25 protein-coding genes are annotated in these 25,424 nt (G+C 73.1%); 14 read left to right on the top strand and 11 right to left on the bottom strand.

The genetic code is table 11. The annotated features are described in order from the left end of the window. Positions 1-37 precede the first annotated feature (37 nt). Together ABD671_RS08260 and ABD671_RS08255 are read left to right on the top strand one after the other, a co-directional pair. On the top strand, positions 38-553 hold the full coding sequence (locus ABD671_RS08260) for a PH domain-containing protein (RefSeq protein WP_344732825.1): 516 nt from the start codon (positions 38-40) through the stop codon (positions 551-553). Continuing rightward, positions 550-2,211, top strand: coding sequence for a PH domain-containing protein (locus tag ABD671_RS08255; protein WP_344732823.1), 1,662 nt, complete (start codon positions 550-552; stop codon positions 2,209-2,211). Before ABD671_RS08260 ends, ABD671_RS08255 begins: the two co-directional genes overlap by 4 nt. Here ABD671_RS08255 and ABD671_RS08250 read toward each other — a convergent pair. Then, a complete protein-coding gene (locus tag ABD671_RS08250) occupies positions 2,163-3,923 on the bottom strand; it encodes an NAD-binding protein (RefSeq protein ID WP_344732822.1) in 1,761 nt (586 codons plus the stop codon). The genes ABD671_RS08255 and ABD671_RS08250 overlap by 49 nt on opposite strands. A 67-nt stretch (positions 3,924-3,990) precedes the next feature. Between ABD671_RS08250 and ABD671_RS08245 the strand changes: the two genes are divergently transcribed. From ABD671_RS08245 to ABD671_RS08230, 4 genes are all read left to right on the top strand, one after another. Next, positions 3,991-4,779 (top strand): exodeoxyribonuclease III, encoded by a 789-nt coding sequence (locus ABD671_RS08245; RefSeq protein WP_344732821.1) that lies wholly within the window; start codon positions 3,991-3,993, stop codon positions 4,777-4,779. A gap of 138 nt (positions 4,780-4,917) precedes the next feature. After that, positions 4,918-5,925, top strand: a complete 1,008-nt coding sequence (locus tag ABD671_RS08240) for an NAD-dependent epimerase/dehydratase family protein (protein ID WP_344732820.1) — start codon at positions 4,918-4,920, stop codon at positions 5,923-5,925. A gap of 278 nt (positions 5,926-6,203) precedes the next feature. Further along, positions 6,204-7,376, top strand: a complete 1,173-nt coding sequence (locus tag ABD671_RS08235; protein WP_344732818.1) for a DNA recombination protein RmuC — start codon at positions 6,204-6,206, stop codon at positions 7,374-7,376. Next, the gene (locus ABD671_RS08230) at positions 7,373-7,870 is read left to right on the top strand and encodes a DUF6542 domain-containing protein (RefSeq protein ID WP_344732817.1); all 498 of its coding nucleotides are present in this window, start codon (positions 7,373-7,375) and stop codon (positions 7,868-7,870) included. Before ABD671_RS08235 ends, ABD671_RS08230 begins: the two co-directional genes overlap by 4 nt. Here the strand turns inward: ABD671_RS08230 and ABD671_RS08225 are convergent. Then, the gene (locus ABD671_RS08225; RefSeq protein ID WP_344732816.1) at positions 7,811-8,431 is read right to left on the bottom strand and encodes an L-threonylcarbamoyladenylate synthase; all 621 of its coding nucleotides are present in this window, start codon (positions 8,429-8,431) and stop codon (positions 7,811-7,813) included. The genes ABD671_RS08230 and ABD671_RS08225 overlap by 60 nt on opposite strands. A 155-nt stretch (positions 8,432-8,586) precedes the next feature. Here ABD671_RS08225 and ABD671_RS08220 point away from each other — a divergent pair, with 155 nt between their 5' ends. Both ABD671_RS08220 and ABD671_RS08215 read left to right on the top strand, forming a co-directional pair. Next, positions 8,587-9,669: a glycosyltransferase family 2 protein gene (locus ABD671_RS08220; RefSeq protein ID WP_344732815.1), complete on the top strand. Its 1,083-nt coding sequence runs from the start codon at positions 8,587-8,589 to the stop codon at positions 9,667-9,669. Continuing rightward, on the top strand, positions 9,666-10,127 hold the full coding sequence (locus tag ABD671_RS08215) for a GtrA family protein (RefSeq protein ID WP_344733104.1): 462 nt from the start codon (positions 9,666-9,668) through the stop codon (positions 10,125-10,127). The genes ABD671_RS08220 and ABD671_RS08215 overlap by 4 nt, the downstream gene beginning before the upstream one ends. On the opposite strand, the gene ABD671_RS08210 is transcribed toward ABD671_RS08215, so the two are convergent. Then, entirely contained in the window at positions 10,096-11,106 is a 1,011-nt protein-coding gene (locus ABD671_RS08210) for a 4-hydroxy-3-methylbut-2-enyl diphosphate reductase (RefSeq protein WP_344732814.1), read from the bottom strand. The two genes, ABD671_RS08215 and ABD671_RS08210, sit on opposite strands and share 32 nt — an antisense overlap. A gap of 64 nt (positions 11,107-11,170) precedes the next feature. Here ABD671_RS08210 and xseA point away from each other — a divergent pair, with 64 nt between their 5' ends. Together xseA and ABD671_RS08200 are read left to right on the top strand one after the other, a co-directional pair. Next, the gene (gene xseA / locus ABD671_RS08205; RefSeq protein ID WP_344732813.1) at positions 11,171-12,418 is read left to right on the top strand and encodes an exodeoxyribonuclease VII large subunit; all 1,248 of its coding nucleotides are present in this window, start codon (positions 11,171-11,173) and stop codon (positions 12,416-12,418) included. Beyond that, complete coding sequence (locus ABD671_RS08200) at positions 12,411-12,647, top strand: exodeoxyribonuclease VII small subunit (RefSeq protein ID WP_344732812.1); 237 nt, start codon at positions 12,411-12,413, stop codon at positions 12,645-12,647. Before xseA ends, ABD671_RS08200 begins: the two co-directional genes overlap by 8 nt. Positions 12,648-12,697: 50 nt before the next feature. Here ABD671_RS08200 and ABD671_RS08195 read toward each other — a convergent pair whose 3' ends face one another. Further along, complete coding sequence (locus ABD671_RS08195; protein ID WP_344732811.1) at positions 12,698-13,252, bottom strand: DUF4245 domain-containing protein; 555 nt, start codon at positions 13,250-13,252, stop codon at positions 12,698-12,700. 35 nt (positions 13,253-13,287) lie between these two features. Here ABD671_RS08195 and ABD671_RS08190 point away from each other — a divergent pair, with 35 nt between their 5' ends. Then, positions 13,288-14,607, top strand: a complete 1,320-nt coding sequence (locus ABD671_RS08190; RefSeq protein ID WP_344732810.1) for an SLC13 family permease — start codon at positions 13,288-13,290, stop codon at positions 14,605-14,607. Positions 14,608-14,617: 10 nt separating this feature from the next. Here the strand turns inward: ABD671_RS08190 and ABD671_RS08185 are convergent, their stop codons facing one another. Continuing rightward, entirely contained in the window at positions 14,618-15,238 is a 621-nt protein-coding gene (locus ABD671_RS08185) for a DNA-3-methyladenine glycosylase I (protein ID WP_344732809.1), read from the bottom strand. A gap of 122 nt (positions 15,239-15,360) precedes the next feature. On the opposite strand from ABD671_RS08185, the gene glpX reads away from it, so the two are divergent. Further along, the gene (glpX, locus tag ABD671_RS08180; protein ID WP_344732808.1) at positions 15,361-16,389 is read left to right on the top strand and encodes a class II fructose-bisphosphatase; all 1,029 of its coding nucleotides are present in this window, start codon (positions 15,361-15,363) and stop codon (positions 16,387-16,389) included. 110 nt (positions 16,390-16,499) lie between these two features. On the opposite strand, the gene ABD671_RS08175 is transcribed toward glpX, so the two are convergent. Then, positions 16,500-17,363 (bottom strand): alpha/beta fold hydrolase, encoded by an 864-nt coding sequence (locus ABD671_RS08175; RefSeq protein ID WP_344732807.1) that lies wholly within the window; start codon positions 17,361-17,363, stop codon positions 16,500-16,502. Between the two features lie 96 nt (positions 17,364-17,459). On the opposite strand from ABD671_RS08175, the gene ABD671_RS08170 reads away from it, so the two are divergent. Continuing rightward, on the top strand, positions 17,460-18,365 hold the full coding sequence (locus ABD671_RS08170; protein WP_344732806.1) for an alpha/beta fold hydrolase: 906 nt from the start codon (positions 17,460-17,462) through the stop codon (positions 18,363-18,365). A 125-nt stretch (positions 18,366-18,490) separates the two neighbouring features. Here the strand turns inward: ABD671_RS08170 and ABD671_RS08165 are convergent, their stop codons facing one another. From ABD671_RS08165 to ABD671_RS08145, 5 genes are all read right to left on the bottom strand, one after another. After that, on the bottom strand, positions 18,491-19,570 hold the full coding sequence (locus ABD671_RS08165) for an ABC transporter ATP-binding protein (protein ID WP_344732805.1): 1,080 nt from the start codon (positions 19,568-19,570) through the stop codon (positions 18,491-18,493). Further along, positions 19,567-20,340, bottom strand: a complete 774-nt coding sequence (locus ABD671_RS08160; protein WP_344732804.1) for an ABC transporter permease — start codon at positions 20,338-20,340, stop codon at positions 19,567-19,569. Before ABD671_RS08160 ends, ABD671_RS08165 begins: the two co-directional genes overlap by 4 nt. Continuing rightward, on the bottom strand, positions 20,337-21,215 hold the full coding sequence (locus ABD671_RS08155; RefSeq protein ID WP_344732803.1) for an ABC transporter permease: 879 nt from the start codon (positions 21,213-21,215) through the stop codon (positions 20,337-20,339). The genes ABD671_RS08160 and ABD671_RS08155 overlap by 4 nt, the downstream gene beginning before the upstream one ends. Positions 21,216-21,219: 4 nt before the next feature. Next, a complete protein-coding gene (locus ABD671_RS08150; protein WP_344732802.1) occupies positions 21,220-22,335 on the bottom strand; it encodes an ABC transporter substrate-binding protein in 1,116 nt (371 codons plus the stop codon). 219 nt (positions 22,336-22,554) lie between these two features. After that, entirely contained in the window at positions 22,555-23,634 is a 1,080-nt protein-coding gene (locus tag ABD671_RS08145) for an ABC transporter ATP-binding protein (protein WP_344732801.1), read from the bottom strand. A 348-nt stretch (positions 23,635-23,982) separates the two neighbouring features. Here ABD671_RS08145 and ABD671_RS08140 point away from each other — a divergent pair, with 348 nt between their 5' ends. After that, positions 23,983-25,359, top strand: a complete 1,377-nt coding sequence (locus ABD671_RS08140; RefSeq protein WP_344732800.1) for an ABC transporter substrate-binding protein — start codon at positions 23,983-23,985, stop codon at positions 25,357-25,359. Positions 25,360-25,424 lie beyond the last annotated feature (65 nt).

Here is a 25,424-nt window from a genome sequence, read left to right as displayed (position 1 = left end):
CAGGCGTGAACAGCCGGGCGGGTGGAAGGCTGGACCCGTGACCGCCTCGCCGACGCCCCACCCCTCGGACGCCGTCGCGCTGCGCGAGCCGACCCGGCTCGTCAGCCCGCGCGCCAAGCAGCAGTGGCGCGTGCAGCTGCTGGTGACGGCGATCGTGCCGGCGTCCGGCGCCGTGGCGGCCTGGCTGTGGCCCGGTGGCGACACCTGGCCGGTGCTGGCGGCCGGGGCGGTGGCCGTGCTGCTGATCGCCGGCGCGTTCATCGTCCCGCAGGTGCGCTATCGCATCCACCGCTGGGAGGTCGCCGACGACGCGATCGCCACCCGCCGCGGGCTGCTGCGTATCGAGGACCGCATCGCGCCGCTCTCGCGGGTGCAGACCATCGACTCGCGCCAGTCGTTCCTCCAACGGCTCTTCCGGGTGCGCTCGCTGGTGGTCACCACCGCCTCGGCGGCCGGCCCGATCATGATCGACGGCCTCGACGCCGAGGAGGCGCAGCGCCTGGTGGCCGAGCTGACCGCCATCACCGCCCGCGAGCGGGGCGACGCCACGTGAGCGATCCCCGCGAGACCGTGCTGGCCTCCTGGACGGCGCCCGACGCCGAGGGCTGGCGGCGCCTCGATCCGCGGATGAGCATCGTCACCGGCGCCCGCGTGGTCGGCTCGGCGGCGCTGCCGGCGATCCCCGCCCTGCTCGGCCTCGCCGGACGCCTCGGGTACTGGACGGTGCTCGCGCTCGCTGGCGTCCTGGTCGTCGCCGGCGCCTTCGGCCTGGCGCACTGGCTCACCACCGGCTACCGCGTCACCGACCGCCGTTTCGAACTGCGCAGCGGCGTGCTGCGCCGCAACCTGCAGAACGCCCCGCTCGACCGCGTGCGCACGATCGACCTCACCGCTCCCCTGCTGCACCGCATCCTCGGCGTCACGAAGGTCGCCATCGGCACGGGCGTCGACCTCCACCGTGTCGAGCTCGGGGCCGTCACCCACGGCGAGGCCGCCCGCCTGCGCGCCGAGCTCCTCCCGGACGGCGCCCCGCCGTACGAACCCGCCACCACCGCAGCGCCGACCGCTGCCGGACCGACCGCCGCGATCGCGGACGTCGGCGTCCCGCCGACCCCCGACGCGGCGGCGCCGACCGCAACTCCCCGCGCGACCGAGGAGGTGCTCGCGCTGCTCGACTGGCGCTGGCTGCGGTTCGCGCCGCTGAGCCTGGCCCGCCTGGCGGTGGTGGCCGGTGCGTTCACCGCGCTGAGCCAGGTGCTGCCCGACCTGCACATCGACGAGAACCACGCGGCGTCCAGCTTCTGGGGGTGGGTGCAGGAGCAGGCCGTGGCCCTGATCGTCGTGCTCGGTGTCGTCGGCATCGTGGTGGCCTGGCTCGCCATCGCCGTGATCGGCTACGCCCTCCAGTGGGGCGGCCTGCGGCTCTCGCGCCAGCAGCGTGGCGAGCGGCCGGCGATCCACCTCCAGGCCGGGCTGCTGAGCACCCGGGCGGTGACGATCGAGGAGCGGCGCATCCGCGGCGTCGTGCTCACCGAGCCGCTCCTGCTGCGCTGGGCCGGCGGCGCCGAGGTCAGCACGTGGGCCACCGGCGTCAAGGACGGCGTCGCGCAGGTGCTGCCTCCCTGCCCGCGGCCCGTGGCGGTCGAGGTGGCCGCCCGCGTGCTCGGCCTCGCGGACGACGCCCCGCTCGCCGTCCCGCTCACCCGGCACGGCCGGGTGGCTCGTCGCCGCACGCACCTGCGGGGCCAGTGGCCGGCGCTCGCACTGCTGGCGGCCACCGCGGTGCTCGCCCTCGTCCCGGACGCAGGCCCCGCCTGGCAGGCGACCCTGACGCTCGCTCCGATCGCGGCACTCATCGGCGCCGGGTGCGCCGAGAGCTGCTACCGGCACCTGGGCCACGCCGTCGTCCCCGGGCCGCGGGGCGGTCACGTGGTCGCCGGATCGGGCATCCTCACCCGCCGCCGCACCGTGCTGGAGGCCGACGGGGTGATCGGCTGGGTGGTGCGGCAGTCGTTCTTCCAGCGCCGGGCGGGCGTGGCCACGCTCGTCGCCACCACGGCGGCCGGCCCCGAGCAGGCGGCGATCCGCGACGTCCCCCTCGGTGAGGCCCACGCCGTCATCGGCGCCGTCTCACCCCGGCTCGTCGCGGCCTTCGCCGCCCCTCAGACCACCGCGGCGTCGGCGCGCACCAGCGCGATGAGCTCGTCGTAGGGGCCGACAAGGTAGGCGTTGTCATCGGCCCGCAGCCGGGTGTCGCGGCGCGGTGGCTGCTCGATGACGCCGTCCGCGCGCTGCAGGACGACGATGCGCACCTGGGCGGGCAGATCGGCCAGCGTGACGCCGTCCAGGCCGCCCTGGGCGCGGACGGTGAGCTTGGCCAGCAGCAGCGGCAGGTCGCCGACGTAGAAGGTGTCGACGACCTCGACGCCGAGCGTCGCGCCGACGAACCACGGCGCCGCCAGCACCGCGGGCGAGCGCACGTGCCGGAAGCCGAAGCTCTGCTCGACCGTGGCGGCCAACCGGCGTCCGAAGACCCGGACGACGACCGGCACCTCGGCCCATCGCTCCCCCAGCAGCTCGCGCACGGCGAGCGCGGTCTCGATGCTCACCAGGTCGTCGGAGATCAGCACCGCCACCGCGCGGGCGTGCTCGAGGCGCAGTTGGCGCCACGTGTCGGGCAGGGTGGCGTCGGCGGCGACCACCGGCACCCGCAGGGCGTTCAGCTCGCCTAGGAACCGGTTGGTCTGGTCGCGTTCCACCACGACCACCTCGACGCCCTCGGCGCGCAGCATGCGCACCGACTCCACGCCGATCGAGCCCAACCCCACCACGATCACGTGGTCGGTGAGGCCGGTGATGCGGCGGCGGCCGAGCGACTCCTCGATGCGGCGGGCGATGAGGGCGTTGGTGAGCAGGGCGAAGAAGACGGTGGCCAGCGTGGCGCCCACGACCATGAGCAGGATCGCCCACACCCGCAGCCAGCCGTGCTGGTCGCGGAAGTAGAAGTCGCCGTAGCCGACCGTGCCGATGGTCTCGACGGTGAAATACAGGGCGTCGAGGAAGCTCATCCGCCGCCCGTCGGCCTCCTCGTAGCCGAGCATCAGCACCGTCACCGACACCGCGGCGAGACACATCAGCGCGAGGATGGCGTGCTTGACCCGCCGATCGAGATCGCGCAGCAGCACCCGCAGCCACGGGTCGCGGTGCGGGCGGTCGGGGCGGCCGGCCCGTGCCCCCACGAACTCGGCGACGGCAGGACGGCGGCGCGGCGCCAGCCCCGCGGCGTCCACCTCGGCCGGCGTGCCCAGCAGGTGCACGCGATCGCCTCTGGCGACCGCGAGGTCGCGGCCCGGGGTGACCTCGACAGGCCCGTCGGCGTGGGCGACGGCGATCGGCGAGAGGTCGCCGAACAGGTCGCGCAGGGTGCCGTCGCGCCGGCATGACGCCTCGACCATGACGACGTCCCGGTCGGCCACCCGCAGCGACCAGCGGTCGGTGCGCAGACAGGCGCGGACGACGGCCGGCGCCGAGAGGCGGGCGACGTCCAGGACGGCGACGCCGGTGCCCTCCAGCGCGCGACCGACCGCCTCGTTGCGCATCTGCGCGACGACCCGCAGATCGGGGCGCAGTTGCCGACCCAGCAGGGCGGTGGCCAGCGTCTGCAGGTCGTCGCTCTCCACGCACACCAGCGCGGCGGCGGTGTCGATGCCAGCGGCGCGCAGGGTCTCCGGCATCCGGGAGTCGGCGACCAGGTGGCGTACGCCGATCTCGGTGAGCAGCGGCACCAGGCGCAGATCGGGCTCGGCGTCGACCACGACCACCTCGACGCCGGCCGCGTGCAGCTGCTGCACCACGCGCACGCCCTCGTCGTGCAGGCCGCAGACGATGACGTGCGGCGCGGCGTCCGGCTCCTCGGGCGGCATGGCCTCAGCCTGCCGCAGCACGAGCGCCCCCTGCAGGGGATTGGGGCCCGAGCCCTAGGGTTCCCTCGTGCGCATCGCCACCTGGAACGTCAACTCCCTCCGCACCCGCATCGACCGCGTCGAGGCCTTCCTGCAGCGCCACGACATCGACGTGCTCGCGGTGCAGGAGACCAAGGCCCGCGAAGAGCAGCTGCCGATCATGGGGCTGAACTCGCTGGGCTACGAGGTGGCCGCGGCCGGCTACTCGCAGTGGAACGGCGTGGCGATCATCAGCCGCGTCGGGCTCGAGGACGTCGCCGTCGGCTTCCCCGGCCAGCCCGGCTTCGGCGATCCGGCCGAGGTCGAGGCCCGGGCGATCGCGGCGACCTGCGGCGGCGTCCGGGTGTGGAGCCTGTACGTGCCCAACGGCCGCAAGCCCGACGACCCGCACTACGTCTACAAGCTGGAGTGGCTCGCCCGGCTGCGCGAGGCCGCGCAGGAATGGCGCGGCGACGACGTCGCGCTCGTCGGCGACTGGAACATCTGCCCCACCGACGAGGACGTCTTCGACGTCAAGCAGTTCGCGAAGTCCACCCACGTCACCCCGCCCGAGCGCGCCGCCTTCGCGGGCTTCCTCGACGACGGGTACGTCGACGTCGTGCGCCCGCACGCACCCGGCCCCGACGTTTACACCTACTGGGATTACTACCGGCAGCGCTTCGAGCGCAACCGCGGCCTGCGCATCGACTTCGTGCTCGGGACGCCGTCCTTCGCCGCCCGCGTGACCGGCGCCTTCATCGACCGCGACGAGCGCGACCCCGCCCAGGGCACCGGCGCGCCGTCCGACCACGCGCCGGTGGTCGTCGACCTGGGCTGAGGCTGCTGCAGGTTTCCCCGGTCGGCCGGGGAAACCTGATGTTGATGGGCGAAACTTCGCCCCACATCAGGTTTCGCCCCCCAAGTGCCCCACCCGAGACCGCACCGCCCCCGCCCCCGATCCCCCACGAGGCACCCCATGACCGACGACCCCCGCCAGCCCCACCAGGACGACGCCGCGCCGGACGCCGTGTTCATCACCGGCGCACGCGGCTTCATCGGCCGCACTCTGGCCGCGCACCTGCGCGAGCGGGGCAGCCGGGTGGCCGGAGTCGATGTCGCAGCCGATCCGAGCACCGGGGTCGTGGCCGGCGACATCACCGAGCCCGACGGATGGACGTCCTCGATCGTGCCGGGCGCGGTCGTCGTCCACACCGCCGCCCTCGTCTCGAACACGCCGACCCTGGCCGAGGCGTGGCGGGTGAACACGCTGGGCACGCGCCGGGTGCTGGACGCCGCGATCGCCGCGGGCGCGCGGCGCTTCGTCTACGTCTCCTCGGTGCGGGCGTTCTCCGACCTCGGCTTCCCCGACCAGGTCACCGAGGAGCACCCGCTGCGCCCCGACGGCAACCCCTACGTCGACACCCGGATCGCCGCCGAGCAGGCGGTGCTCCAGGCCCATGCCGCCGGCGAGATGGAGGTCGTCGTGGTGCGCCCCGGCGACGTCTACGGCCCGGGCTCGCGGCCGTGGACGATCCTGCCGGTGGAGATGATGAAGGCGCGGCGCTTCGTGCTGCCCGCCGGTGGCCGCGGCATCTTCAGCCCGGTGTACGTCGACGACCTCGTCTCTGGCCTCACGCTCACCGCCACGCATCCGGCGGCAGCCGGGCAGGTGTTCACCCTCAGCGGCGGCATCGGGGTGACCAACCGGGAGTTCTTCGGGCACTACGCCCGGATGCTCGGGCAGCGCGGACCCCTGTGCCTGCCGACGCCGGTCGCCCTCGCCCTGGCCACCGCCTCCGACCGCGCCGCCCGCCTGGCCGGCGGGGAGACCGAGGCCAACCCGACCGCCGTCCGCTACTTCCTGCGCACCGGCACCTACTCGATCGCGAAGGCCCGCCGGCTGCTCGGCTACGAGCCGCAGGTCGACCTCGCCGAGGGCATGGCCCGCACCGAGGCGTGGCTGCGGGAGCAGGGGCTGGTCTGAGCGGCGGCAGGGCCGGCCGGCGTCAGGAGTCACCGGTCGCCCGGTGACTCCTGCCATTGGTCAGGCAAGTCTTGCGTCGCAACCCGACAGACTCAGCTGACCAATCTGCGACCGTCGACCCCATCTGCACCACTGGTCACAGTCGACAGGCGAAACTGCCCGGATACGGGCCGATCGGGGCCGGAATCGGCCAGTTTCCCCGGCCGGCCGGGGAAACTGCCCCCCGGCCCCGCCCCACCCCCACCGGAAATGTCGGCACCCCCGTCCACGCTGTCCCCATGGACACCACGATCGCCGTGATCACCCTCCTGGCCGGGCTCGCACTGGGAGCCCTGCTCGGCGTCCCGATCGGGCAGCTGCGCCAGCGGGCCCGCAGTGCCGAGCACGCGATCGCGGACGCCGCCCGGCAGGCGGCCGCGGGTGGCGACCCCGCCGCACGCGAGCACGCCGAGCTGGTGCAGAGCCTCGATCGCATCAGCGACCAGCTGCTCCACCTCGACCGCGAGCGCGCCGGGTTCCGGGGCGCGTTGGAGGCCCAGGTCGCCCAGATGCAGCAGGCCACCGCAGCGTTGGGCACCGAGACCCGCGCGCTCGCCACCGCGCTGCGCAAGCCGCAGGTGCGCGGCCGCTGGGGCGAGCTGCACCTGCGGCGCGCGGTCGAGCTGGCCGGTCTGGTCGACCGCTGCGACTTCCACGAGCAGGTGCAGCTCGACGACGGCGCGCGGCGCCCCGACCTCGTCGTCCAGCTGGTCGGCGAGCGACGCATCGTGGTCGACGCCAAGGTGCCGCTCGACGCCTACCTCGAGGCCACCTCCACCGACGATCCCGCCGAGCAGCAGCACCACCTGCAGCGGCACGCCCGCCAGCTGCGCACCCACGTCGACGGCCTCAGCGGCAAGGCGTACTGGCGCAGCCTCGAGCACACCCCGGAGTTCGTGGTGCTGTTCGTGCCGGCCGAGTCGTTCCTCGCAGCCGCCCTCGAGACCGACCCGATGCTGCTGGAGTACGCCGCGGCCCGCCAGGTCGTCCTCGCCACCCCCACCACGCTCATCGCGCTGCTGCGCACGGTCGCGCAGGGGTGGGCGCACGAGCGGCTGGCCGACCAGGCCCGCGAGATCCACCGGCTGGGCCGCGACCTGCACGATCGCCTGGGCACCTTCGGCTCCCACCTCGACCAGGTGGGCCGCTCCCTCAACGCCGCGGTCGGGCACTACAACTCGGCCGTCGGCTCCTACGACCACCGCGTGCTCGTGGGGGCGCGGCGCTTCCGCGATCTCGCCGTCACCGACGACGAGCTGCCCACGCCTCGCCAGGTCACGCTGCGCGCCGTCGAGGGCTCCGGAGCCCCGGCCGAGGCGGACGACGTCGCCGGCGCCGGCGCCGCCGCCGATCCGACGCTGCGGCGCGGCTCCCCCGAGCCGCCGCCACGTCGCTCTAGCGTGGTCTCGTGAGCTCCCGCGTGATCTGGGACGAGGGCCGCGTGGCCGGCCGGGAGCTCGTCGCGCTCGGCGCCGCCTGCACCCTCTCCCTCGTCGCGCTCGACATCGCGCTCACCGGCGAGGTCGGCTGGTTCCTCGACCTGGGATTCGTGCCCCTCTGCATCGCCCTGGCCCTGGCCGTGCGGCCCGGCGACTTCTTCGAGATCGGCATCCTGCCGCCGCTGCTGCTGGTCGGCGCCTTCACCATCCTGGCCGTCTCGCGGCCCGAGGCGATCGCCCAACCCGACGACGCCGCCGTCCAGGCGGTCGTGTCCGGGCTGGCGCTGCACAGCCTGACCCTGGTGCTCGGCTACCTGCTCAGCCTCGGCGTGCTGGCCATCCGCGATCGCCGACAGCGCACCGTCCCGCCCACGGCGCCGCTGCGCGGGCGCCCGGGCGAGCGTCGCTCAGGCGAAGCGGGAGACATCGCCCGCACCCTCGCGGACGACGACCGGCGCGCCCTCTGACCAGTCCACCACCGTCGTCGGCTCCGCGGGGGTCTCGCCGGCCTCGATGACGATGTCGACCACGTGGTCGAGCTCCTCCTTGACGTCCCAGCCCATCGTGCGGGGCTCGGTCTCGCCGGGGAGGATCAGGGTGCTGGAGAGCAGCGGCTCGCCGAGCTCGGCGAGCAGCGTCTGCACCAGGTGGTGGTCGGGGATGCGCACGCCGACGGTCTTCTTCTTGGGGTGCAGCAGCCGCCGCGGCACCTCGGGGGTGCCGGGCAAGATGAACGTGTACGGCCCGGGCGTGCAGGCCCGGATCGCCCGGAACGCCGCGTTGTCGACGTGCACCAGCTGCCCGAGCTGGGAGAAGTCGCGGCACACGAGCGTGAAGTGGTGCCGGTCGTCGAGGCCGCGGATGCGCAGGATGCGGTCGCGGCCCTCGCGGTTGCCCACCCGGCAGCCCAGGGCGTAGCCGGAGTCGGTCGGGTAGGCCACCAGGGCGTCGTCCTGGAGCGCCTGCACCACCTGGGCGAGCAGGCGGGGCTGGGGGTTGTCGGGGTGGATGTCGAGGTACCGGGCCATGGTGGCGCCAGGCTACGCCCGCGCCACCCGACCGGGTTCATCGCCTCTTCACAGGTACGGCTCAGGCTTCACCCGGAGGAGCAGGGGTACCAACGGAACCACCATCCGACGGCGTCCAAGAGACGCCCGACCGAACTCCCGTCCCGGAGGCTCCCGTGACCACCCCCGCCACCCGCCACCCCGCCGACCGCAGCGTGCACGGCCGACGCCGCATCACCTACGTGCTGCCGGTCTTCAACGAGGGCGCGAACCTCCGCCTGTTCCAGGCGGAACTGGCCCGGGCCACCGCCACCCGGCCCGAGTTCGACTACGAGTTCCTCTACGTCGACGACGGCAGCTCCGACGACTCGCTGGCCACGATGCTCGCCCTGCGCCAGGACGACACCCGGGTCAGCGTGCTCCAGCTCTCGCGCAACAGCGGCCACCAGGTGGCCGTCACCGCCGGTCTGGACGCCGCCACCGACGCCGACGCCGTCATCATCATGGACACCGACCTCCAGGACCCGCCCCGGGTCAGCATGGAGCTCATCGAGGTGTGGGAGCGCGGCGCCGACGTCGTCTACGCCCAGCGCCGCACCCGCAAGGACGGCACCTTCAAGCGCGCCACCGCCTGGAGCTTCTACTGGCTGCTCGACCGGCTCTCGGAGACCCGGATCCCACGCAACACCGGCGACTTCCGCCTCATGGACCGCCGCGTCGTCGCCGAGGTCGCCCGCTATCGCGAGCACGACCGGTTCCTGCGCGGCATCGTCGCCCACGTCGGCTTCCGCCAGGAGGCCGTGCTCTTCGACCGCGACGAGCGCCACGCCGGCACCAGCGGCTACCCGCTGCGCACGATGCTGCGTTTCGCCGCCGACGGCATCGTCGGCTTCTCGGCCGCGCCCCTGCGCTGGATCTCCCGGCTCGGCATCGCGATCTCGCTGCTGAGCGTGCTCATGGCCGTCTACGTCGCCGGCGTCCGACTGCTGCGCCCCGAGGACTCCGTGCCCGGCTGGGCGTTCCTCGGCGTCGGCATCTTCCTCATGGGCGGCCTGCAGATGGTGATGATGGGCGTCATCGGCAGCTACCTGGGTCGCGTCTACAGCCAGGTGCAGGGACGCCCGCTCTACTCCCTCGCGCTCGCCGCCCGCGGTCACCAGCCCGGTGTGCGCACGCTGAGCCGCTCCTCGGCGTTCGCGGTCAACCCCGACGGGACGCCGTCCGAGCAGCTCCTGCGCCGCGAGGGCGGGGCGTCCTGAGCACGCCGGACGCCGGCCCGAGCCGCACGCTGCTGCGGTTCGCGGCCGTCGGGGTGTGCAACACCGCGATCGACACCGGCCTGTTCCTGCTGCTGCACGCCCGACTCGGCGGCGGAGAGCAGGCGGTGCTGCTGGCGAACCTGGTCTCCACCAGTGCCGGCATGCTGTTCAGCTTCGTGGTCAACGGCCTGGTGACCTTCGGGTCGCAGCGTCTGACACTGGGGCACGCCGTGCGCTTCCTGGCCATCACCGGGACGACGATGTGGCTGGTGCAGCCGCTCGTCATCACCGCGGTCGAGGCGGTCGTCGGCGTCCTGCTGGTGGCCAAGCTGGCCGCGATCGCGGTGAGCCTGATGGTGAACTTCGCCGGCTACCGCTGGTGGGTGTGGCGGGCCGACGCGCCGGCGCCCGCGGTGACGAACGGGGTCACTCCCCCGCGGACTGCCGGGCGAGCTTGAGGTCGCGGCGCAGCTCCTTGGGGAGCGCGAAGATGAGCGACTCCTCGGCGCTGTGCACGGCGCGGGCGTCGGGGTAGCCGCGCTCGCGCAGGAACTCCAGCACCCCCTGCACCAGCGCCTCGGGCACGCTCGCCCCCGAGGTGACGCTGACGGTGCGGACGCCCTCGAGCCAGGCCTCGGAGATCTCCGAGGCGTCGTCGACGCGGTAGGCCGCCTTCGCCCCGGCCTCGAGGGCGACCTCGACGAGCCGGACGGAGTTCGAGGAGTTGCCCGAGCCGACGACGATGACGAGATCGGTGCCGGGGCTGATCTCCTTGACCGCGAGCTGGCGGTTCTGGGTGGCGTAGCAGATGTCGTCGCTCGGCGGGTCGAGCAGCTCGGGGAACCGCTCGCGGATCGCGGCGACGGTCTCGAGGGTCTCGTCGACCGAGAGCGTGGTCTGGGAGAGCCAGGCGACGCGGGAGGGATCGCGCACGACGATGTGGGGGACGTCGGCGGGGCTCTGCACCAGCTGGATGTGCTCGGGCGCCTCACCCGCGGTGCCTTCGACCTCCTCGTGCCCCTCGTGACCGATGAGGAGGATGTCGTAGTCCTCGGCGGCGAACCGCTTCGCCTCGTGGTGCACCTTGGTGACCAGCGGGCAGGTGGCGTCGATGGTCTTCAGCTCGCGGACCTCGGCCTGTCGGTGCACCTCGGGCGAGACGCCGTGGGCGGAGAAGACGACGGTGGCGCCGGTGGGCACCTCGTCGAGCTCCTCGACGAACACCGCGCCGCGGGCCTCGAGGTCGGCGACCACGTGCTTGTTGTGCACGATCTGCTTGCGCACGTAGACCGGCGAGCCGTAGAGCTCGAGCGCGGTCTCGACGGTGACCACGGCGCGGTCGACACCGGCGCAGTAGCCGCGCGGCGCCGCCAGCAGGACGGCCTTCTCGGCCTCCTCGGGGCTCAGGACGGGCGGCATGCCGATCTCGGTGCTCATGGGCCCATCGTAGGCGGTGACGCGCAGCCGACCGCTGTCGGCGCCATGCCATAGGGTCGCCGCCATGGCCCTGGAGACCTCGCCGAGCGCACCGGCTCCGGTCCGCCAGATCGCCAACGCGATCGCCGGCTGGATCGACCGGCTCGGCGCGGTGTGGGTCGAGGGCCAGATCGCCCAGATCAACCGGCGTCCCGGGGTCGGCACGGTCTTCCTCACGCTGCGCGACCAGGTCGCCGACATCTCGGTGCCGCTCACCTGCCAGCGCACCTACTTCGACGGCCTCAACCCGCCGCTGGTCGAGGGCGCGAGCGTCGTCGTCCACGCCCGGCCCTCCTACTACGCCAACCGGGGAACCCTCTCGCTCCAGGCCCGCGAGATCCGCATGGTCGGGCTCGGCGAGCTGCTCGCCCAGCTCGAGCGCCGGCGGCAGCTGCTGGCCGCCGAGGGGCTGTTCGCGGCCGAGCTCAAGCGCCCGCTGCCGTTCCTGCCGCGCCGTGTCGGTCTGGTCACCGCCCCCAACAGCGCCGCCGAGCGCGACGTCGTCGAGAACGCCCGCCGCCGCTGGCCGGCGGTCGTCATCGAGACCGCGTACGCCGCGATGCAGGGCCCGCGGTCGGCGGCCGAGGTCATCGAGGCCCTCGAACGGCTCGATCGCCAACCCGAGGTCGAGGTCATCGTGGTGGCTCGCGGCGGCGGCGCGGTCGAAGACCTGCTGCCGTTCTCCGACGAGGGCCTCATCCGCGCGGTCCACCGGTTGCGCACCCCGGTGGTCTCGGCGATCGGTCACGAGCCCGACTCCCCGCTGCTCGACCTCGTCGCCGACGTCCGCGCCTCCACCCCCACCGACGCCGGCAAGCTCGTCGTCCCCGACGTCGCCGAGGAGCAGTCCGGCGTCGCGTGGGCCCGCGCCCGGTGTCGCAGCCTGCTCGCGGCCCGCATCGACCGCGAGCAGCACGGCCTCGACGGCCTGCGGTCGCGACCGGTCCTGGCCGATCCCCGCAGCCTGCTGAGCTCGCGCACCGACGAGCTCACCGCCCTGCGCGACCGCGCGCGCCGCACCGTCGGGCACCGCCTCGACCGCGCCGCCGACGACATCGCGCACCACCGGGCCCGCGCCCGCGCGCTCTCCCCGCTCGAGACCCTGCGCCGCGGCTACGCGGTGCTCCAGGACGCCGAGGGCCACGTCGTCACCGCCGTCGGCGCGGTGGCGCCGGGCGCCGAGCTGAGCGCCCGCGTGGCCGACGGCCGGCTGCGCGTCGGCGTCCTGGCCGCCGACCCCGATCCCTCCCGACCCGAGGAGTCCGATGGCTGAGAAGAAGACGACCGCCCGTCCCGCGCCCGAGCGGCCGGCCAGCTACGAGGCGGCCCGCGAGGAGCTCGTCGAGGTCGTGCGCCGTCTGGAGACCGGCGGCACCACACTGGAGGAGTCGCTGGCCCTCTGGGAGCGCGGCGAGCAGCTGGCCACCTGGTGCCAGGAATGGCTCGACGGCGCCCGCGAACGGTTGGACGCCGTCCTGGCCGACGCACCCGACGAGGAGTGAGCCGCCGGACGCCGTCCCTCCGGCCGGCCGGTCAGGCCCGGTGGATCGGCTCAGCCGCGGGCGAGCGAGTCCAGGATGAGCCGCAGATCGTCGACCGGAGCCGAGCCGAAGACGAGCACCGTGCGCGCCTGGGCGCCCTTGCCGACCTCGGCCGCGAAGGCATGGTCGCCGCCGGAGTCGGAGTAGGTGTCCCACGACGAGGCCACCGAACCGGACACCGTGACGGGGTCGCCCTGCTGGGCGTCGGCGTCGACGTAGGTCTTCAGCAGGGTCGAGAGGTCCTCGTCCTCCTCGTGGATCCCCACGAACTTCCCGGCATCGGTCAGCATCGACATGTTCCACACCCACCGGTCGCCCGGCGTGAAGGTGATCGAGGTGGTCTTCCAGCCCTGCGGCAGGCTGGTGGGGTGCACGAGGTCGATCCCGGCGTCCGCGGCCTCCTCGACCACCGAGAGGTAGTCGACATTCGGCGGCTCGTACTCGGTCTGATCACGGAACAGCGACCGGAACACGACGAAGGCGCCGACCCCGAGCACGAGCACCAGCATCGAGGCCACGAGCCCGCTGGCGGTGCGCGGGTAGCGACCCGGCTTCTCCTCACTCACGGCACCCATCGTCACAGAGTCGTGGTGAGGTGCCGGTGAGCACCCTCCTGCGGGAGACGGTGGCGGTCGCGGCGCTGCTGGCGCTCCTGGTCACCGCCTGGCGCCATCTGGGCCCCCGCGGCGAGGCGGCCGCGGCACTGCTGACCTCCGCGGCCGTGCTGGCGGTCGGTGCCGTGTCGCCGTCGGACGCCGGCGACGCCCTCGAGAGGCTCGCGCCGGTCGTGCTGTTCCTCGCCGCGGTGCTCGTCGTCGCCGACGTCTGCGGGCGGGCGGGGCTGTTCACCGTCGCGGCCACCCGGGTCGCGCGCTTCGCCGGCGACTCCCCCGTGCGGTTGCTCGTGGGCGTGGCGGTGCTGGCCACCGTCGTCACGACCGTGCTGAGCCTCGATGCCACCGTGGTGCTGCTGACACCGGTGGTGGTGGCTGCCGCGCTGCGACGTTCGGCCTCCCCGGCCCCGGGCGCCTGGCTGTGCCTGCGCCTGGCCAACTCGGCCTCGCTGCTGCTGCCGGTGGCGAACCTGACCAACCTGCTGGCGGTGCCCGATCTCGACGTGGGCTTCCTCGGCTTCGCCCGGTTGATGGCGCCCGCGCTGGTCGTCGTGGTGGCCGCCGAATGGGCGTGCGCCCGGGTGCAGTTCCGCCGCGAACTGCGGCCTGCCGCCACGGCCGCCACGGCCGCAGCAGTCGGCACCACGCCCGCCCCTGACCCGGAGGCCACGGCCGAGGAGGTCCCGCTCGCCCGGCTGCCGCTCGTGGTCGTCGCGCTGATGCTGGCCGGCTTCGCGATCGGGTCGCCGCTCGGTGTCGAGCCGGGCTGGATCGCCGCCGCGGCCGCCGTCGTGCTGGCGGTGTGGGCGGGCCGCCGCGGGCTCCTCGTCGTACCGGACGTCGTGCGTGCCGCGCAGCCGAGCTTCGCCCTCTACGTGCTCGGGCTCGGGGTGGTGGTCGCAGCCGTCGCGACGAGCGGTCCGGGCGACGCCGTCCGCCATCTCGTCGACGCCGTCGTCGCCGGTGCCGATCCGGCCGCGCCCGGTCTGCTGACGCTGCTCGGCGTGGCGGCGGTCGCCACGCTGGTCGCCAACCTGGTGACCAACCTCAGCGCCACGCTGCTGGTGGTGCCCCTCGTGGCGCCGCTGGGCGACACCGCGATCCTGGCGGCGCTGATCGGCCTGGACGCCGGCGCCGGGCTCACCTACAGCGGATCGCTGGCCAACCTGCTGTGGCGTCGCACCCTCGACGGCACCGCGGCGGCCACCGGCCTGGCCGCGTTCCATCGGCGCTCGCTGGTCGCGACGCCGATCGTCGTCGCCTTGGCGGTGGCGACCCTGTGGGCCACGGCCCGCGTGCTCGGCTGAACCGGGCCGATCACGCCGTGGGGCGCACCAGCGCGGCACGCGCCGCCTCGACCTGCGGCCGCGCGACGCATCCCTCGACGTGGTCGTTGATGAGCCCCATCGACTGGAGGAAGGCGTAGACGGTGGTCGGGCCCACGAAGCGCCAGCCCCGCCGCTTGAGATCCTTCGCCATCGCAACGGCCTCGGGCGAGGTCGTCAGGCTCTGGGGTGCACCCAAGGTGGCCGGATCGGGCTCGAACGACCACACGTAGGCGGCCAGCGAGGTCTCCTCACGCAGCTCGAGCAGGCGGCCGGCGTTGCCGATCGCCGCCTCGATCTTGCCGCGGTGCCGCACGATGCCGGCGTCGCCGAGCAGACGCTGGACGTCGGCCTCGTCGAAGCCGGCGACCCGCTCGGGGTCGAAGCCGGCGAACGCGGCCCGGAAGGCATCGCGCTTGGCCAGGATCGTGCGCCACGACAGCCCCGACTGGAAACCCTCGAGGCACAGCTTCTCGAAGAGCCGCCGCTCGGCGACCACGGGGAAGCCCCACTCGGTGTCGTGGTAGGTCAGGTAGGCGGGGAAGTCGGGGATCGCGACCCCCCAGGGGCAGCGGAGCGAACCATCGGGGCCGGGGACGGCGGTGAGCGTCACGGGGACAGGCCTACCAGCCAGCACCGACACCCGGTGAACGGCACGCGAACTGTGCCTCCACTCACGTGTCCGCGCCCGTCGAGGCGGGGCGGGGCGGCAGCACCGACCGGTAGCATCCGGCCATGACGCCGCCGCAGACCGCAGACCTCACCGTCGCCCCCCAGTCCCCGGACCGCAACCTGGCCCTCGAGCTGGTCCGGGTCACCGAGGCGGCCGCGATGGCCGCCGGTCGCTGGGTCGGCCGCGGCGACAAGAACGGCGCCGACGGCGTGGCCGTCAACGCGATGCGCGTGCTCATCTCGACCATCGGCATGCAGGGCGTCGTGGTGATCGGCGAGGGCGAGAAGGACAACGCCCCGATGCTCTACAACGGCGAGCTCGTCGGCGACGGCACCGGTCCCGAGTGCGACGTCGCGGTCGACCCGATCGACGGCACGACGCTGACCGCGAAGGGCATGACCAACGCCGTCTCGGTGCTCGCCGTCGCCCCGCGCGGCTCGATGTACGACCCCTCGGCCGTCTTCTACATGGAGAAGCTGGTGACCGGCCCCGAGGCCGCCGACGTCGTCGACATCCGCTACCCCGTCGCCGAGAACATCCACCAGGTCGCCAAGGCCAAGGGCAAGCGCCCCGAGGATGTCAAGGTCGTGCTCCTCGACCGGCCGCGCCACGAGAAGCTCGCCGAGGAGATCCGCGCGACCGGCGCGATGATCAAGTTCATCTCCGACGGCGACGTCGCGGGCGCCATCATGGCCGCGCGCCAGGACACCGGCGTCGACCTGCTGCTCGGTATCGGCGGCACCCCCGAGGGCATCATCACCGCCTGCGCGATGAAGTGCCTCGGCGGCGTCATCCAGGGTCGTCTGTGGCCGCAGGACGACGAGGAGCGCCAGCGCGCCCTCGACGCCGGCCACGACCTCTCCGCGGAGGCCATCCTCACCACCGACGACCTCGTCACCGGCGACGACTGCTTCTTCGTCGCCACCGGCATCACCGACGGCGAGCTGCTGCGCGGCGTCCGCTACTCCGCCGGCGGCGCGACCACGCAGTCGCTGGTCATGCGCTCGCGCTCGGGCACGATCCGCACGATCACCTCCGAGCACCGCCTGGGCAAGCTGCGCGCCTACTCGGCCATCGACTTCGAGCACTGATCAGCGGGCTCGGATCCGCGAGCACTGATCGCGGGGCGCCGCCCCCGACACACGACGAACCGCCGGTGCATCAGCACCGGCGGTTCGTGGCGTTCGGGGGTCGAGCGGCTCTAGGCGGAGCCGGCGACGTCGAGCAGACCGGCCACCGGCGCGGTGGCGGCCGCCTCGCCGACACCGCGGTGGCGGTGCAGGGCGGCGACGACCTGCGTGGCGACCCGCGGGTCGACGGCCATGCCGAGGTGGGAGGCGCGCACCTCGACGGCCTCGGCCTGCGGGTCGATGCAGGCCTTCCAGTGCACGATGCCGTCGCGTCGGGAGTAGATCGCGGTGAAGGCGACGTCGTCCGGCACCGGCAGGCGGCTCTCCTCGAAGGACTGGCGAGCACAGCTGCCACCGAGGCAGTCGGCGCTCATCAGGCCCGGGACGCCGACCCGGCTGAGCCCGGCGAGGACGGCCGCGCCGGCGGTGAGCGCGCGGTGGTGGGCGGCGGGCGCCATCATCGGGCTGCCCATGGTGACGATGCCGGAGACCAGGTCGGGCCGGCGCACCGCGATGCCGCGGGCCAGCATGCCGCCGAGGCTGTGGCCGACGAGCTGGACGCGCTGCTCGCGGCGCTCGACGATCTGCTCCAGGCGCGACTCGAGGATCGCGGCCGCCGTCAGGGTGCACCCGACGTTGGCGAGGATCTGGGCCCGGTAGGTGCGGAACCCCTCGCCGCGCAGGGTCGCGGCGACGGTGCGCAGCGTGTAGTCGCCGGCGAAGAACCCCGGGATGAGCAGCACCGGATCGTTGGTGCGGGTGACCGGATCGGGCGCGACGTAGGGCCGGTTGCGGCGGGCGCGGCGCTCGCTGAGCGAGTGGACGACGCTGCGTCCGGCCTCGCCGACGACATGGCCCTCGCGCAGCATCGCGACGGCGGCGGGGCGCCGGAAACCTGCGGGGAGCAGGAACGCGCCCATGGTGGGATCGGTCACATAGAACACGTTACGGCCTGGTTAACGGTTCGTGGCGGTTATCCACCCGAAGGGCCCGAACGATCGCTCGGGTGGTCCATACGGTTCACTAGCGGTATGGCCCACGGGACGACGACCGCCTCGGAGGAGCTGTTCGCACCGATCAGCACCGATCTCGAGCTGTGCTACCAGACCTTCGGGGACGCCGACGCCGACCCGCTGCTGCTCGTCATGGGCCTCGGCGGCCCCATGACGTGGTGGCCCGAGGAGTTCTGCCGCCAACTGGCCGAGGCCGGCTTCTACGTCATCCGCTACGACAACCGCGACACGGGGCGCTCCTCGCGGGCCCGCGGCCGGCTCGGTCGCAGCGCCCTGGTGCGCGCCTTCGTCGGTGCGCCGGTGCGGGCGCCGTACGGCATGGGCGACCTCGCCGACGACGCCTTCGCCCTGCTCGACCACCTCGGGATCGCCTCGGCGCACGTCGCCGGCATCTCGATGGGCGGCATGATCGTGCAGACGATGGCCCTCAGCCGCCCCGATCGCGTGCGGTCGCTGACCAGCATCATGTCGACCACCGGACGCCGGACCGTCGGCTTCCAGCATCCCGCGCTCCTGCCGACCCTCATCGGTCGCGTCGGCCCCGGCGAGGACGGCTACGTCGCCAACTCCCTCAAGGTCTGGAAGCTCATCGGCTCCCCCGGCTACCCGACGCCGACCGAGGAGCTCGAGGCCCGGGCCCGCGAGACCTTCCGCCGCGGCGTGAGCGCGAGCGGCGTCGTGCGCCAGATGATGGCCGTGCTGACCCAGCCCGACCGCACGCCCCGGCTGCGCGAGCTCACCGTGCCGACGCTGGTGGTGCACGGCCTGGCCGACAAGATGGTGCACGTCTCGGGCGGCCGCGCCACCGCCGCCGCCGTGCCCGACGCCGAGCTGATGCTGATCGGCGGCATGGGCCACGACACGCCCGTGGAGATCTGGCCGCGGCTCATCCGCGGCATCCGGCGGGTCGCCGACCGGGCCTGAGCCCCAGGGGCCCCAGGGGCCTCGGGAGTCACCGGGCGCCCGGTGACTCTGTCGTTGGTCAGCCGAAGTTTCGTACGCCCACCGCCAGACTCAGCCGACCAACCCTGCCGGCCGTCCCCGGCTCCTCAGGACGCCGTCACCAGCACGGCCCGCTCCTCCACCTCCACGCGGACGGCGTCGCCGACCTGCAGCGGGACGCCGCGGGTCGCGGCCTGGACGGTGATGCGGGAGCCGTCGGGCAGGTCGGCGTCGTAGCGGGTGACGGCGCCGAGGAAGGAGACCGCGGCCACGCGTGCGGTGCCGCTGGGGTCGGGCACCAGGCCGAGGCTCTCCGGCCGCAGCAGCGCCGTCCCCGCACCCTCGATCGAGCCGGGCAGCACCGGCACCGAGGCACCGAGGGCCAGCAGCTCGGCGCGACCGCCGGTGACGCGCGCGGAGAGCGGGCTGGAGAGTCCGATGAAGCCGGCGACGAAGGCGGTGGCGGGCGCGGTGTAGAGCTCGGCGGGCGGGGCGATCTGCTCCAGCCGGCCGGCGTTCATGACCCCGACCCGGTCGGCGACGGCCAATGCCTCCTCCTGGTCGTGGGTGACGAACAGCGTGGTCGTGCCGACCTCGCGCTGGATGCGCCGGATCTCCTCGCGCAGCTGCACCCGCACCTGGGCGTCGAGCGCCGAGAGCGGCTCGTCGAGCAGCAGCACCGCCGGCTCGACGGCCAGCGCGCGGGCGAGCGCGACCCGCTGCTGCTGTCCGCCCGAGAGCTGCACCGGGAACCGGTCGCCGTGGGCGCCGAGTCCGACGAGGGCGAGCATCTCGGCGGCGCGCTCCCGGCGGGCGGCGCGCGTGCGGCCGCGCAGCCGCAGTCCGAAGGCCACGTTGTCGAGCACCGTGAGGTGCGGGAAGAGGCTGTAGGCCTGGAAGACCATGCCGATGTCGCGCTTGTTCGGCGGGGTGCGGGTGACGTCGCGCCCGCCGATGGCGACCGATCCGGTGTCCGGGATCTCCAGCCCGGCGAGCGCTCGCAGCGCGGTGGTCTTGCCGCAGCCCGACGGGCCGAGCAGCACGACCATCTCGCCGGCGGCGAGATCGAGGTCGAGGCCGTCGAGGGCGTGCACGTCGCCGTAGCTGCGCCGCAGGCCGCGCAGCGCGACGGAGGCGCCCGAGCCGGGCGCGGGGACGGCGGGCCGGGTGGCGGGCTGGGCGGTCATCGAGACGTCCTTCCGGGCGCACGGCGGCGCCGATCGAGCAGCGAGAGCAGCACCAGCAGTGCGGCCGCGGCGAGCAGGGAGGCCAGGGCCGCCGCGGTCGACTCCGCGGCGTCGGCCTTGCCGAGCAGCACGATCACCACCGGCAGGGTGTCGTAGTGCAGCAGGGAGGAGACGGTGTACTCCCCCAGCACCAGCGCGACGGTGACGAAGGCGGCCGAGGCCACGCCCGTGCGGATGTTGGGCAGGACGACGCGCAGGATCACCGTCGGCCACCCGGCACCGAGCGAGCGAGCCGCCTCGGCCAGGGTGCGGACGTCGATGGCCGACAGCGCGGCGTCCAAGGCCCGGTAGGAGAAGGGCAGCACGAGGACGACGTAGACGAAGGTGAGTCCATAGGGGCTGTCACCGAACAGGTAGTCGACCCAGGCGTAGACGTTGTCGAGACCGACGACGAGCACGAGCGCGGGGATCGTCAGCGGCAGCAGGCACAGGAGCTCGATGAGGCGTCGCGCGCGCGGCACCCGCAGCCGCACCCACACCATCGTCGGCACGAGGAGGAGCAGCATCCCGAGCGCGGTCAGGATCGCCAGGGTCACCGACACCCGCACCGCCGCGGTGAGGGTCGGATCGCTGATCAGGGCGTGCCAGGCGGCACCCGAGCGGCCACCGGCGGGCTTCTTGGTGCTGAAGTCGGCCAGCGCGATCAGCGGCACGAGGAAGAACGCGGCGAAGGCGGCGAGCAGCACCCAGCGCACGAGACGGGCGGTCACGTCAGCCACCGCGACGTCCGCTTGAGCAGCCAGCTGTAGGCCGCCATCACCACCGCGACGACGACCACCATCTCGAGGGCGAGCGCGTAGCCGAAGTCGGCCTGCCCGAGCACGATCTCGCTGGTCAGGGCCGAGCGGATCAGCAGCGGCGTGATCGGCGCGCCCTGGCTGACCAGCGCAGCCGCGGTCGCGTACGCCGCGAAGGCGTTGGCGAAGAGCAGCAGCGTGGCGCCGAGGAACGCGGGCCGCAGCAGGGGGATCCCGACGTGCCACCAGTACTGGCGCCCCGTCGCCCCGAGCGTGCGGGCCGCCTCGCGCCACTGCGGCTGGAGTCCCTCGAGCGCGGGGAGGAACACGATCACCATGAGCGGGATCTGGAAGTAGGTGTAGACCAGCACGAGGCCCGGCAGCTCGTAGAGCCACGGGACGCCGTCGGGCTGGCCGCCGAACACGTCCGCGATCGCGGTGGTCACCAGGCCGCCGAAGCCGAGCGTGGCCACCCAGGCGAAGGCGAGCGTGACGCCACCGAACTGCGCCAGCACGCCGCAGGCGGCGAGCACCACGCGGCGCAGGGCGCTGGTGGCCGGCGAGGCGACGATCAGCCAGGCGAGCACCGCGCCGAGGAACGCCCCGAGCAGGGCGGACGCCGTCGACAGCTCGACGCTGGCGCGCAGCGCGTCGCGCGCCGGACCGTCGCCGAGCGCGCGGATGCGGGCCAGCGAGAAGCCGTCGTCGTCGTGCACGGCGCCGACGAGCACGGTGAGCGTCGGCACGACGAGGAAGATCGTCAGGTAGATCAGGAAGGGCAGCAGGCCCAGCGAGGGCAGCGGCGCGCGCCACCCTCGCCGGGCCGCCGGTGCGGCAGTGGAGGTCACCCGATCAGCCGATGGCCTTGGCCCAGTTGTCGGCGAGATAGGAGGCCATGGTCGCCGTCTGGTCGGCGTCCGGGATGACCGGCGTGCCGGAGACCTCGGGCAGCGCACTGTAGAGCTTCTCGTCGATCGTGCCGGCCTTCACCATCGCGTCGGCGCGCACCGGGCGAGCACCGCCGGCGAGCCACAGGTTCTGGCCCTCGTCGCTGTAGAGGAACTCCTCCCACAGGCGGGCGGCCGCCGGGTGCGGGGCGTCCTTGTTGATGGCCTGGTAGTAGTAGCCGGCGACCGTCTGGCCCGAGGGGACGACGACCTTCCAGCTCGGCAGGGTCTTGGACTCCGCGGCGTTGAGGTAGTCCCAGTCGAAGACGACCGGGGTCTGACCGGACTCGATCGTGGCCGGGGTGGGGTCGACGGGCACGAAGTTGCCGGCCTTCTTCAGCTGGCTGAAGTAGTCGACACCCGGCTTGATGTCGTCGGCCGAGCCGCCGTTCTGCACCGAGGCCATGACCACGGCGCTGAACGCCGAACCGGCCTGCGTCGGGTCGCCGTTGAGGGCAACCTTGCCCTTGTAGTCGGCGCCGAGGAGGTCCTTCAACGAGGTGACGTCGGGGACCTTGCTGGAGTCGTAGCCGATCGACATGTAGCCGCCGTAGTCGTTGACCCAGCCGCCGTCGGGCGCCTTGAGCTCGTCGGGGATCGAGTCCCACGTGGCGACCTGGTAGGGCGCGAACATGTCGGTGTTGGCCAGCGCGACCGACTGGCCGAGGTCGAAGACGTCGGGAGCGCGGTCGGTGCCCTTGAGCTGCTCGGCGGCGTTGATCTCGTCCTGGCTGGCGGCGTCGGGCTGGGCGGAGACGACCTTGATGCCGTAGGTGTCCTCGAACTTCTGAATGATCGCGCCGTAGTTGGCCCAGTCCGGCGGGAGCGCGATGACGTTGAGCGTGCCCTCCTTCTTGGCCGCGGCGACGAGGTCGTCCATGGTGCCGAAGTCGGCGAGCGAGGTGGCGCTCGCGGCGGGGGTGTCGGCGCTGTCGTTCTCGTCGTCGCCCGGAGGGGCGCAGGCGGCGAGGGCGGACGTCGTGGCGAGCAGTGCCACGCCGGCGAGGAAGGTACGGGTCACAGCGTTGTGCCTCCTGGTGAGTGGGCGCTCGGGACGCGCCGGACCCACCGTGGCCCTCCCGGATGCGACCAGCCGACGCCCCCGTGACCCGTCGGCGGCGCCTCGGTGAACCTTCCGCGATCTCCCACCCGGCGAGGTGAGGCGACGCTGGACAAGCCGACGGGCCCCCTCGATCGGTGGATCGAGGGGGCCCGTCGATGCTGGGACGCAGGCCCGGTCTCAGTCGCTGAGGCGGACGCCGGTCTCGGTGTCGAAGACGTGCACGTGCGCGGGGTCGGTGGTCACGTGGATGACCTCGCCCTTGCGCACCGAGTCACGGGCGTTGATGCGCACGATCACGTTCGACGGCGTGCCCTCGACGTCGCTGGTGCCGTAGACGAAGCCGTCGGCGCCGAGCTCCTCGACGACCGTCACGGTGACGGGCAGACCCTCGCCGGCGTTGACCAATCGCCACGCCTCGGGGCGCACCCCGACCGTGATGCGGCCGTTCATCCGCTGTGCCGCGACCGGGTCGACCGGCACCTCGTAGCCGCCGAGCTTGGCCTTGCCGTCGGCCGCGACGGCCTCGAGCAGGTTCATCTGCGGGGAGCCGATGAACCCGGCGACGAACAGGTTGGCCGGCTTGTCGTAGAGGCGCAGCGGGGTGTCGACCTGCTGGAGCTCGCCCAGCTTCATCACCGCGACGCGGTCGCCCATCGTCATCGCCTCGACCTGGTCGTGGGTGACGTAGACGGTCGTGATGCCCAGATCGGCCTGGAGCTTGGCGATGTCGGTACGGGTCTGCACGCGCATCTTGGCGTCCAGGTTCGACAGCGGCTCGTCCATGCAGAACACCTGCGGCTCACGCACGATCGCGCGGCCCATGGCCACGCGCTGGCGCTGACCACCCGAGAGCGCCTTCGGCTTGCGCTCGAGGTACTCGGTCAGACCGAGCAGCGCGGCGGCGTCCTTGACCCGCTTCTCCCGCTCGGCAGCCGACACCTTGGCCATCTTCAGGGCGAAGCCCATGTTCTCGGCCACCGACATGTGCGGGTAGAGCGCGTAGTTCTGGAACACCATCGCGATGTCACGGTCCTTGGGCGGCAGGTGCGTGATCTCGCGGTCGCCGATGTAGATGTGACCCGAGTTCACCTCCTCCAGCCCCGCGAGCATCCGCAGGGTCGTGGACTTGCCACAGCCCGACGGCCCCACCAGGACCATGAACTCGCCGTCCTCGACCTCCAGGTCGATACCCGGGACGGCCGGGGTGTCAGCACCGGGATACCAGCGCTGAGCCTTCTCGAAACGAACGTTGACCATGCTGAACTCCTTCACCGGCAGGAACGTGCCGACGATCCGAATGTGAGGAAACGGGCCGGATCGGCGATCCGGCCCGACGAGCGGCCCGCCCCCGCAGGGTGTGTCGCAGGCCACAGGACAGGCTGACCCTAGGCACCCCGTCGCGCCCGCGTCAACGACCGCAGCCCCGAGGTCACAGCTCGGTCACGGCCGCCTGGACCGCTCTTGACGTCCGGCGTTGCAAACGTTTTCATTCTCGTGACCCACGTCACTCCGGTCGCAGCACCTGGACCCCACCGGTGCACCACCGCAGGTCGCCGTCGCAGACGCCGGCCACGCGGCCGGATCCCTTCGGAGAGGAATCAGCGGATGACCACACCCCTGCCCCGTCGGATCACCGCCGGGATCGCAGCCCTCGCGATCGCAGGCCTCGGCCTCAGCGCCTGCGGTGACGACAGCGACAGCGGCTCGCCCAGCGCGGGCGGCACCGCCCCGGGCGCCGGCAAGCCCGAGTGCGCCCAGCTCGAGTCGTTCGGCGACCTGACCGGCAAGACCGTCAGCGTCTACACCTCGATCGTCGCCCCCGAGGACGCCGCCCACAAGGCGTCCTACAAGGTCTTCGAGGACTGCACCGGAGCCACGGTGTCCTACGAGGGCTCCCAGGAGTTCGAGGCCCAGCTCCAGGTGCGGGCCCAGGCCGGCAACCTGCCCGACATCGCCTACATCCCGCAGCCGGGCCTGGTGAAGTCGCTGGTCGAGGCCGGCTACGTCAAGGAGGCCCCGCAGTCGGTCTCCGACAACGTCGATGAGTTCTTCGGCGAGGACTGGAAGGCCTACGGCACCGTCGACGGCAAGTTCTACGCCGCCCCGCTCGGCGCGAACGTGAAGTCCTTCGTCTGGTACTCCCCGAAGATGTTCGCCGACAACGGCTGGGAGGTCCCGACCACGTGGGACGACATGATGGCGCTGAGCGACACCATCGCCGCCTCCGGCGTGAAGCCGTGGTGCGCCGGCATCGAGTCCGGTGAGGCCACCGGCTGGGTGCTCACCGACTGGCTCGAGGACGTCATGCTCCGCGAGGTCGGCCCGGACGTCTACGACCAGTGGGTCAACCACGAGATCCCGTTCAACGACCCGCAGGTCGCGGCCGCGCTCGACACCGTGGGCGGCGTGCTGAAGGACGAGAACTACGTCAACGGCGGCATCGGCGGCGTCACCTCGATCGCCACCACCTCCTTCCAGGAGGGCGGTCTGCCGATCCTCAAGGGCGAGTGCGCGATGCACCGCCAGGCCTCCTTCTACGCCGCCCAGTGGGGCGAGGGCGTGAAGGTCGCCGAGGACGGCGACGTGTTCGCCTTCTACCTGCCGACCGAGAACGAGGACTTCGGCAAGCCGGTGCTCGGCGGCGGCGAGTTCGTCACCGCGTTCTCCGACCGTCCCGAGGTGCAGGCCTTCCAGACCTACCTGTCCTCCGACGTGTGGGCCAACGAGAAGGCCAAGGCCACTCCAGGCGGCGGCTGGGTGAGCGCCAACAAGGGCCTGGACATCGCCAACCTGAACAGCCCGATCGACCAGCTGTCGGCCTCGATCCTGCAGGACCCCGACGCGACGTTCCGCTTCGACGGCTCCGACCAGATGCCCAGCGCCGTCGGCGCCGGCACCTTCTGGAGCGAGATGACGAACTGGATCTCCGGCGACTCCACCAGCAAGGTCCTCGACGCCATCGAGAGCTCCTGGCCCGCCTGATCGACGCCCAGCGCTGATCCCACGGGTGCCGGCCGAGTCTCCACCGCTCGGCCGGCACCCGTCCG

The sequence above is a fragment of the Nocardioides fonticola genome (assembly GCF_039536805.1).
Classification (GTDB): domain Bacteria; phylum Actinomycetota; class Actinomycetes; order Propionibacteriales; family Nocardioidaceae; genus Nocardioides; species Nocardioides fonticola.
This window is presented reverse-complemented; position numbering and strand designations above follow the sequence as displayed.